General features: G+C 45.3%; 7 protein-coding genes and 1 tRNA gene. 4 read left to right on the forward strand and 4 right to left on the reverse strand.

Annotated elements, in window-relative coordinates; genetic code table 11:
• From AC3WS5_RS09610 to AC3WS5_RS09625, 4 genes are read right to left on the reverse strand one after another with little or no spacing between them, the layout of a single operon-like run.
• Nucleotides 1-1,290 (reverse strand): sugar MFS transporter, encoded by a 1,290-nt coding sequence (locus tag AC3WS5_RS09610; RefSeq protein ID WP_492467095.1) that lies wholly within the window; start codon nt 1,288-1,290, stop codon nt 1-3.
• 58 nt (nt 1,291-1,348) lie between these two features.
• The gene (locus AC3WS5_RS09615; protein WP_492467096.1) at nt 1,349-2,083 is read right to left on the reverse strand and encodes a hypothetical protein; all 735 of its coding nucleotides are present in this window, start codon (nt 2,081-2,083) and stop codon (nt 1,349-1,351) included.
• A gap of 38 nt (nt 2,084-2,121) precedes the next feature.
• Nucleotides 2,122-3,375, reverse strand: a complete 1,254-nt coding sequence (locus tag AC3WS5_RS09620; RefSeq protein WP_492467097.1) for a DUF6786 family protein — start codon at nt 3,373-3,375, stop codon at nt 2,122-2,124.
• A 9-nt stretch (nt 3,376-3,384) separates the two neighbouring features.
• Nucleotides 3,385-4,554: a glycoside hydrolase family 172 protein gene (locus AC3WS5_RS09625; RefSeq protein WP_492467098.1), complete on the reverse strand. Its 1,170-nt coding sequence runs from the start codon at nt 4,552-4,554 to the stop codon at nt 3,385-3,387.
• A 659-nt stretch (nt 4,555-5,213) separates the two neighbouring features.
• Here AC3WS5_RS09625 and AC3WS5_RS09630 point away from each other — a divergent pair.
• From AC3WS5_RS09630 to AC3WS5_RS09645, 4 genes are all read left to right on the forward strand, one after another.
• Nucleotides 5,214-6,188, forward strand: a complete 975-nt coding sequence (locus AC3WS5_RS09630) for an acetyl-CoA carboxylase carboxyltransferase subunit alpha (protein ID WP_492467099.1) — start codon at nt 5,214-5,216, stop codon at nt 6,186-6,188.
• A 110-nt stretch (nt 6,189-6,298) separates the two neighbouring features.
• Nucleotides 6,299-7,186 (forward strand): 4-hydroxy-tetrahydrodipicolinate synthase, encoded by an 888-nt coding sequence (dapA, locus tag AC3WS5_RS09635; RefSeq protein WP_492467101.1) that lies wholly within the window; start codon nt 6,299-6,301, stop codon nt 7,184-7,186.
• Between the two features lie 46 nt (nt 7,187-7,232).
• The gene (lepA, locus tag AC3WS5_RS09640) at nt 7,233-9,059 is read left to right on the forward strand and encodes a translation elongation factor 4 (RefSeq protein ID WP_492467102.1); all 1,827 of its coding nucleotides are present in this window, start codon (nt 7,233-7,235) and stop codon (nt 9,057-9,059) included.
• 319 nt (nt 9,060-9,378) lie between these two features.
• Nucleotides 9,379-9,463, forward strand: a tRNA-Leu gene (locus AC3WS5_RS09645).
• Nucleotides 9,464-9,641: the final 178 nt, after the last annotated feature.

The following is a 9,641-nucleotide window of genomic DNA, read 5'->3' on the forward strand; positions in this document are numbered from 1 at the left end:
TCAGGCTTTGACCTGGTATCCCCTGAATGCGTAATAGAGAATAAAAATAAACAAAGGTATCGGGACAAAAAACCCGGTACTCATACCATACACATCTGAAACCGCCCCCATCACCGGCGGAAATATGGCACCGCCTGCAACGGCCATGACCAGGAATGAAGCTCCCCTTTTTGTTTGAGGACCCAGACCCTTAATAGCCAGCGCGAAGATGGTGGGGAACATGATGGACATGAAAAAGAATACGCCATACAGGGCAATGAGTGATATCCATCCGTGCCGGTTGGCCACGATAGGTAATAAGATACATACTGCTAGTGTGTACAACGTCAGCAGCGTTGTGGGTTTATAGTATTTCATCAGGGCACTGCCCGAAATCCGGCCGATCATAAATAAAAGAAAACCCAGCGACAGGAAATAGGGTCCGTTTACTGATTCCCAGCGTGGATGCTGGTCATGATCTGAAACAAAATTAATCAGATAGCTGAAGATGCCGGTCTGTGCCGCCACATAGCAGGTTTGTGCAATAAACCCAAGGACAAAGTGCGTATTTTTCCATAGCGGTTTTTTTGTAATATATCCGGGAAGGGAAGGATCGGAAACTTCGACTTCGGATGCCGATGCAGCCGCGCTATGCCCTCCGTGTGCAGCCTGTTCATCCTCTTCCGTTATTTCCGGCAGCTTCAGGCGCATAAAAATAAACGCCACCAATAACACAGCGAATCCGATGACTGCAAATGGCAGAACGATTGACATCATTTTCTGACCCTCCTCATGACTCCGGTTCCCATAAATATACAGTGCGATAAGTGGACCGATGGTCCAGGCCAGCCCATTGAATGACTGGGAAAAATTGATCCTGCGTTCTGCAGATTCGGGCGGACCCAGTTTGGTTGTATAGGGATTGGCCGCTGTTTCCAGCGTTGTGAGGCCGGAACCGATGATCAGCAGGCAAAGCAGAAACAAGGCGAAAGATTCCAGAGGCGCCGTTGCAGCCGACAGCAATGCTCCGGCGGAGAATAAGATCAATCCAAATATGATACCCTTCTTGTAACCGTATTTTTTCATGAACATACCCGCGGGAACGGCCATCAGGAAGTAAGCACCATACAAAGATGATTGAATCATGCTCGACTGCCATTTGTGCAAATGCAGCATTTCCTGAAAATTCTTATCCAGCGTATCCAGCATACCGTGGGCTATCCCCCACAGAAAAAATAATGTGCTGATTGCAGCGAATGGTTTAGCGTAATTAATCCCGTCTTTGATAAAAAGCGATTGTTTTCTGGTCATTTTAACGATTCGTTCTAAAAGTCAAAAAATTTAAATATCACCATTTGGATACCTTATTTCAGCCTTGAATCTGCCCTTCGATTGCCGATCCCGATCGGGGAATGTCGGCTTTCTTATCACTTGCATTTGCTTTGCGCCAAAATATAAGGTCTAAAAGTTTCAAATCAGTTATTTTGTCGTGTTGAAAAATTTCGTTACTGTCTGCTTGTTTAAATTGTTGTCTTATGATTTCAATTAATTTTTTATTGTCGGTTGCCCAATGTTTATACGCCACGCTGACAATGAAAAACGAAATAAGGAAACTCTCTTTTCTGAGTCCGAGATAATCTTTTATCGGATTGTCTAACGCACAATATTCGTTTGGTCGGAAGGTGTGAACAAGCTTTGCAAAGAAGGAGCCGAGATCTTTTTCTCTCGAGTTCTTACCATGTTTAATAACTGCTTTGTTAAAAGTGTCAAAGTAGAGTTGAACTAAATTGTCTTCCTGAATTTTTTTTAATATCTCTTTTTTTTGACCTTCAAGTTTGTCGAGATAATTGTTGTCAATACCCTGAAGTGAATATTGCTTTTTAAATTGTCGAAAAAAGTCCGTTGAACTAAAATAATGTTTCTCATTATCAAGTGTCGAAAAGTAATAGTGCTGAAAACCTACTGAAACCTTGTCGTCAATGTACCATTTTACAAGGTCCGTTTTTACTATGTCGTCAACACTCTTGTCATTAATATCAACCGAAATCTGTTTGTAAACTGTCTGTTTAAGTCTGCTAATATATTTCTTCTCGTTGTCGTTCATTGCTGTCTTTTTAGTTGGCTATAACTCCCGGATTGACGTTATTTTTTTCCAAATGCGTTCTCAATTCGTTCTATGGACACACCGAGGGTTTTCTCTGCAATTTTGCTCAATGAATTTTTGTCACCCGTGAAATGAAACACCGTGTGATGATGGGTCATCTTCTCTCCCGGTTTTAAAAAAGCTGCAGGCGAAACACTTTCAATCTCGTAAAATGGACCCATCTGTGTGCCGTCGGCCAACGGGCCGTCATTGTAGACGTTCATCGCATCACCACTGAACGGATCGCGGTCTGTTCTCCATTCCTGGTTCAGGTACTTGCCATTATTGTCCACATCAAAAAGGGTAATCGTCAGCAAATTATTTTCCGCATCAAAACTGCCCGCCATATTTTTCACCCTTTTAGGCCGGATACCGAGCTTTCCTCTGGATTTACCATCGGCTTTAAAAAACAGGACATCTTTTTCAATACTGATCCTGTCTTTTGATATTTCACCGAAATAATCGGTCGTGGCCACTTTTCCCTCAGCATTTCCTATGAAAGGAACAACAATCGTACACTTGGGAGATGGCATGAGCATGTCCAGGTTCCAGGTGCAGGGTGCGCCGGTCTTTTCATCCCATGCTTCTTTTCCGGCATTGGTGATACTGTTGACAGTCCGGAAGGCTACCGTTTTCACGTCACTGCCGGGGTCAATACCCAGCAAAGTATTGATGTCCGCTTTACCCAGTAATTCCACATCCCGTTCCACTTTGATCTGGAACCTGCTGCCGGCATAATTTTGGATCGACATATCCTTATTCATCGAGACCTTCTGATTGCCCGAACCTGCGAGCGTCCAGTTTTCATGGTCGATAGCTGCTGGCGTAACCCAGTTCGGAAAATCCATTTTGACGCCGGGTTTAAAAAAAAGTGAGTATTTACCGCCCTCAGGGCCGAGCCACAAACGGTCTTCTCCCCCGTAGGCATTCATGTGCTTATCCAGCGGACCTTCAAATGCTTTGTGATTCACCCACCCGAAACTCTTGCCATTCAAGCCGTCAGCGGTAGATGTGAAGACTTTTCCCTGGTATTTAGCGGACACAATGATTTGGGCGCTGCTATCCGGACTTATTAAGACAATCAGACTCGTGTCTTTAGATTTCAGGAAATCACGATCATATCCAAAACTGCCTTTCTCGAAACTTTGCATACTTGTATCTTTATTATCTTTTGACCGGCCGGAACCCTGCTCATTACACGCGCTTAGGAACCCGATTACTCCGGCGAGTAATAAAATTGTCGCTTTCTTCATTGTAATTCTTTAGTTAACTTCCAATAGGTTCGTGCCGGGGAGTTTTGGAAAAGCGGCATGCGGCTCAGTTTGATACCAGTAAGCCACCGTAATAATATCGGACCGCTGCTCCAGATAACGACCGCCTGATTTCCAGCCCAGATCCTGGATCGTCACTTTCAGGTCTTTTTCAAACCGGATTGGATCCATGATATGCCAGCGATACATGCCGAAACGCATTTGCGAGCCGTAGAGCCCATCGGGTTTGAGGACCTGGTGTAGCCCGGCGTATGGTGTTGAGAACTCCTGATACTGGCGTGTGCGTTTGTTTTCAAAATTATAAGAGCCGCAGAAATAGTCTTCTGTTCCGGTGCCCACGATGGTTGCATTATCCTTGTCTCCATCCATAAAAAACTTTATCTCGCCTTCACCCCACCATCCATTATTGGTTACACTCACACCCATAAAGGTGCCTACATACTGACCTTTGCCCTTGATCCCGTCAATAATGGTGTGAATACCACGGATACCGTCAGCCCTGCGCCGATACTGCGCGTGAAAATAGCCTTCATCGGAAGGCACTTCTGTCAATGTATAATCAACCTGGTAGTACAACCGCATGGGTTGCGTGTCCAGATTCTGCATGGTAATTTTACAGTTCTTCCTGAAAGGCATTTTCCAATAGCTATTGAAAGCGCTGCCCGGGTTAACGCAAACAGCGAGAGAATTCAGGGGCGAGAATTCATTCCAGGCAATTCCAAAGAATGGCCCCACGGGGCTTTCAACCGATGGGTTTTCCTCATTATCGTAATAAACCCTGAATATGGAGAAGTTGAAATTTCCGGTAGGAGTCATCCAGATATGCTGAATAGCGCCGGGGCCGGCAATATCGGCCATCGTAAATGTTTCGCCCGGGTTAATAATAATAAATGGGTTCACTTTCCAGCCTTTACCGAGCTCTCGCGCTTCGTTGGCTGCGTTAGCGACATTTCTCTTTCCTTTGTCTGCGACGGGGTCGGCCAAAGCGCCTTTACCCTTTTCCCCAGTGAAATTTTCGGGGCTGATAGACCTGGTTTTTGCGTCTGACAAACGCGACAGGTTACCCAGGTTCATGTCCAGGCCATTAAATTTTCCGTTCTGGCTCCATCCGGCTGCAGACATCATCAGCATGGCGGAAACAATCCACAATTTTCTTTTCATCAGTGTATTTTTTTTAGTTCACCACCTTTGGCGGTTAATGATTTTGCAGAATACCTGCCTGCTCGCGAGACAGGAGACTTCGTATATAAATTCCTTTTTGTGAGAATAATTTTTCAAGCGTCGTTTCATGCGCTAATTTTTTTATTTTCAATGGTCACCTCCATTCGGGAGGAAATCCCACCAAAGGCGGCAGGCACGTAATTTACCGTAGAAAATTTTGCGCGCAAGATCTATTACTTATTTTGGCGCTTGTGAGCGCTTCGCGGTTCATCGCGTTGGTATAAATCTGCTCGAAAATTTTTATGGACATTTCATGCGCAAACTTCTTTGTTTCCGGGCAGGCTTGGTTTCAACGTATGGCAAGCCCGGAGAGCTTCAAAATTTAAAAAATTGTCCGGAACGCCCGGACATCCAAAAATAAGCGCAGACTTTAAGATGTCAAAATTAATTTCAGAAAAAGGCCACTTTACGTTTATTAAATAATGTTCTTTCCTTTTGCTCCAGGGGCGTGAATATTGGGCTGTATGCCTGAAAAAATCATCCATTTAAAAAATGAATCGTGAAAAAACTTCGCGTAAAAACGAAATTTTCCCTGGGTGTACCCCGGTTTATTAAGAAAATCCTAATTTAGATGCCTCATAATGTGAAGAATTATTAGTATGCCACAGGATCAAAACCGTCAATTTCTTGATTTTGAAACTCCTATTAAGGATTTGATCGAAGAGATTGAACTTACCAGGGAAAGAGCGGAAAAAACAAAAATTGACCTTAGTGACCAGATTATCCAGTTGGAAGCTAAAGTAGTCGAGAGCCGTAAAACTATTACGCACAATCTCACCGACTGGCAACGGGTGCAGCTTAGCCGGCATCCCGACAGGCCGTATACGCATAAATACATCGAGAAAATGACCACGGATTATGTGGAACTCTATGGCGATCGGAATGTAAAGGATGATAAGGCGATGGTAGGAGGGTTTGCGAGTCTGGACGGCCAGACTGTAATGATCCTGGGACAGCAAAAGGGATCAAACACGAAGAAGAGGCAATTGCGCAACTTTGGAATGGCAAATCCCGAAGGATATCGCAAAGCCCTGCGCCTCATGAAACTCGCTGAAAAATTCAACAAGCCGGTGATTACCCTGATTGACACACCAGGTGCTTATCCGGGGCTTGAAGCCGAAGAGCGGGGACAGGGTGAGGCAATTGCCCGCAATATCTATGAAATGATCAAGTTAAAAGTTCCGGTGATCTGTATTATTATTGGTGAGGGAGCCAGCGGCGGAGCATTGGGGATCGGTGTAGGCGACCGGGTGTATATGATGGAGAATACCTGGTATACTGTAATATCACCCGAAAACTGTTCCACCATTCTATGGCGGAGCTGGGACTATAAAAAAGTTGCGGCAGAACAGTTAAAACTGACTGCCACAAAAATGTATGGATTTGGTCTGATTGATGGCATTATTCCCGAACCCGATGGCGGTGCACACTGGGACTATGCGATCACGGCCGAAAACTGTAAGAAGCAGATACTGGCTGCACTTGCAGAAATCAAGGACATGGATCCCCAGGATCGGGTTCAAAAGCGGATTGAGAAATTCAGCAAGATGGGCTTCTGGGAAGAAGTCAAGTAGGAATCCATGTCGGGCATCGGATGGGGCCGGACTTAGAGTCCCTGATCCGGGCTGACCCTGATAAACCAAAGAACTAATTGACATTCATTCATCTTAAATTTTTCATATATATGACCCTTCAGCAAAAATTTACCGGTACCGGTATTGCAATTGTTACTCCTTTTCTTGATGACAACAGAACGATTGATTGGCAGACTTTCGAAAAACTGATCCATTTCTGGATTGACAATAAAGTAGAGTACCTGGTAGCCTGTGGCACAACTGGAGAAAGCGCCACACTCACCCGGGAGGAAGAGCAGGAGATCTTTTCATTTGTTCACAAGGTAAATGCAGGCCGGGTACCGCTGGTGGCCGGTGTGGGCGGAAACGATACTTACGAGGTCCTCAAAGCTTTTAAATTTTTTGATTTTACTGGATTCGACGCGATATTATCCGTATCACCTTATTATAATAAACCAAGTCAGGAAGGGATTTACCAGCATTACAAAGCACTGAGTGAGGCCACTCCCCTCCCGATCATCATGTATAATGTGCCGGGCAGGACGGGTATGAGCGTTTCTGCGCAAACGACTCTGCGTATCGCGCGCGACTGCAAAAATATATTTGCTACCAAGGAAGCATCCGGAAGTTTTGACCAGTTTAACCAGATCATGAAAAACAAACCGGCTGATTTTATGCTGATCAGTGGTGATGACGGGATCACCCTGCCAATGATCGCCTGTGGTGCAAAAGGAGTTATTTCGGTTGTAGCTAACGCTTACCCCGGAGAATTTTCGGAAATGGTCAGGTTATGCCTTAGTGGCAAATTTGACGAAGCACTTCCTCTACACCTCAAGTATACTGAAATCATCACTTCAATGTTTGCGGAGGGTAGCCCTTCAGGTGTTAAACAGTACATGACAGAGATGGGCCTCCTTAATAATAATATGCGCCTGCCGGTAGTCCCGGTGAGTTCCATCTTTGCTGAAAAAATCAGGGGACTGATGAAAACAGTCTGACAAATCAGTCACCTGACCCTCCATACTAACTTCAAAAATCTTACCTTTGCGGGCCTTTCAAAAAGGCAGCAGAGATTATATGAAGTATATCCGGAATTTTTGCATCATCGCACATATTGACCATGGTAAAAGTACCCTGGCCGACAGGCTGTTGCAAACGACCCATACGATTAATGACAGGGATATGATGGACCAGGTGCTGGATGACATGGATCTTGAGAGAGAGAAGGGTATTACGATCAAGAGCCATGCGGTCCAACTAAACTACCTGCATAAAGATGGGCAGTCCTATGTACTGAACCTGATCGATACTCCGGGTCATGTTGACTTCAGTTATGAAGTCAGCCGGGCGCTGGCAGCCTGCGAAGGAGCCCTGCTACTGGTAGATGCTACCCAGGGCATACAGGCACAGACGATCAGCAATCTGTATCTTGCTCTGGAAAATGATCTGGAAATCATCCCTGTAATCAATAAAATTGACATGGAAGGTGCGATGATCGAGGAAGTGAGGGATCAGATCATCGAGTTGATTGGCTGCAAGCCTGAAGAGATTCTACTGGCCAGCGGCAGGACCGGTCTGGGTGTTGAGGAGATCCTGGATGCCGTGGTAGAGCGGATCCCGGCTCCGAAAGGGAAAGAAGAGGGACCGCTCCAGGCGTTAATTTTTGATAGTGTTTTCAACAGTTTCAGAGGTATTATCGTTTATTTCAGGATCATGAACGGGACGCTCCGGAAAAATGACCTGGTAAAATTCGTAAGTACTGGTCAGGAATACAGCGCGGATGAAATTGGCATATTGAAGTTGAAAATGGTGGCTCAGGAAGAGCTAAGAGCCGGCAATGTAGGATACCTGATCACGGGTATCAAGGTAGCCCGTGAAGTGAAGGTGGGCGATACCATCACGCTGGCGAAAAATAATCATCCGGTGGCCATCAAAGGATTTGAGGATGTAAAGCCGATGGTTTTTGCCGGTATTTATCCTGTGAATACGGAAGACTTTGAGGAACTGAGAGATTGCATGGACAAACTGCAGCTCAATGATGCTTCCCTCACCTTTGAATTGGAAACCTCACAGGCGCTTGGATTTGGTTTCCGGTGCGGATTCCTTGGTCTCCTGCATATGGAAATCATCCAGGAAAGGCTGGAGCGGGAGTTTAATCAGACGGTCATCACCACGGTTCCGAACGTGAGTTTTGTAGCCTACACGACCAAAGGAGAAAAAGTGGTGGTGAATAACCCTTCCGAATTTCCGGATCCGGTAAAGACCGACCGGATTGAGGAACCGTATATCAGGGCGCAGATTATTAGCAAGCCTGAATATATTGGTAATATCATGACGCTGTGCCTGGGAAAAAGGGGTACATTGATCAACCAGAGTTACCTCACAACGACACGGGTGGAGTTGATTTTTGAAATGCCGTTGACGGAGATCGTATTTGATTTTTATGATAAGCTGAAATCACAGACTCGGGGATATGCTTCATTTGACTATCATCCGATCGATTACAAACCGAGTGAGATTGTCAAGATGGACATCCTGCTCAACGGTGATAAGGTAGATGCGCTCAGTGCGCTGATCCACAAATCCAGGGCGCAGGATTTTGGTAGGAAGATTTGTGAGAAGCTCAAGGAATTATTGCCGAGACAGCAGTTCCAGGTAGCAATACAGGCGGCTATCGGCGCAAAGATTGTGGCCCGCGAAACAATCTCGGCGATGCGTAAAGATGTGACGGCAAAATGTTACGGTGGTGATATCAGTCGCAAACGCAAGCTGCTTGAAAAGCAGAAAGAGGGTAAAAAACGTATGAAGCAGATCGGTAATGTGGAAGTTCCGCAGGAAGCGTTTTTGGCGGTGTTGAAACTGAATGATTAGCGGAGTGTGATTGAAGCGGGGCATTCTTTTGCTCCGGTAGTTTAATAATGAAAATGCGTTTTTTTTGCGTAGAGATTTTGTACCTTTGTATGTAGTTCTTTTATTTTATTTTCTTGTTAGATATTCCGGGTTTTCATTATCAGCGTTTCCTATATGAGGCAACAAGTGAGACCCGGAGGAAGAATAAATAATTGCCTAACAATGGCAGGTAGCCCGGGTGGCGAACCTGCCTGCCGGCAGGCAGGATTGGTAGACGCACGAATTTGATTTCAGTTTAGGCAATAAAAAGTTTGAAATAAATGCCTGAAAATGGCAGGTAGCCCGGGTGGCGAAATTGGTAGACGCACTACTTTGAGGTGGTAGCGCCGGTAAACGGCGTGCAGGTTCGAATCCCGTCTCGGGCACAAAGCCCTTCCAACGAAGTTGGAGGGGCTTTTTTGTTTTGGAGCAACAAAAGCGAAGCTTTTGAATTGCGGAAAAACAAAAAAGGCGCCAACACCGAAGGTGTTGAAGGGATTTGGGTAAACCCACCTTATTGGGATCTTGAAAAAATCCCGTATAAAATTTCATCTTCCTGAAAGA

The organism is Niabella sp. CPT15-335-S11, assembly GCF_058792415.1.

Bases quoted from the DNA above. Each gene is read 5' to 3' on its own strand.
- AC3WS5_RS09610 (WP_492467095.1), bottom strand. From the start codon at position 1,290: ATGACCAGAAAACAATCGCTTTTTATCAAAGACGGGATTAATTACGCT.
- AC3WS5_RS09615 (WP_492467096.1), bottom strand. From the start codon at position 2,083: ATGAACGACAACGAGAAGAAATATATTAGCAGACTTAAACAGACAGTT.
- AC3WS5_RS09620 (WP_492467097.1), bottom strand. From the start codon at position 3,375: ATGAAGAAAGCGACAATTTTATTACTCGCCGGAGTAATCGGGTTCCTA.
- AC3WS5_RS09625 (WP_492467098.1), bottom strand. From the start codon at position 4,554: ATGAAAAGAAAATTGTGGATTGTTTCCGCCATGCTGATGATGTCTGCA.
- AC3WS5_RS09630 (WP_492467099.1), top strand. From the start codon at position 5,214: ATGCCACAGGATCAAAACCGTCAATTTCTTGATTTTGAAACTCCTATT.
- dapA (WP_492467101.1), top strand. From the start codon at position 6,299: ATGACCCTTCAGCAAAAATTTACCGGTACCGGTATTGCAATTGTTACT.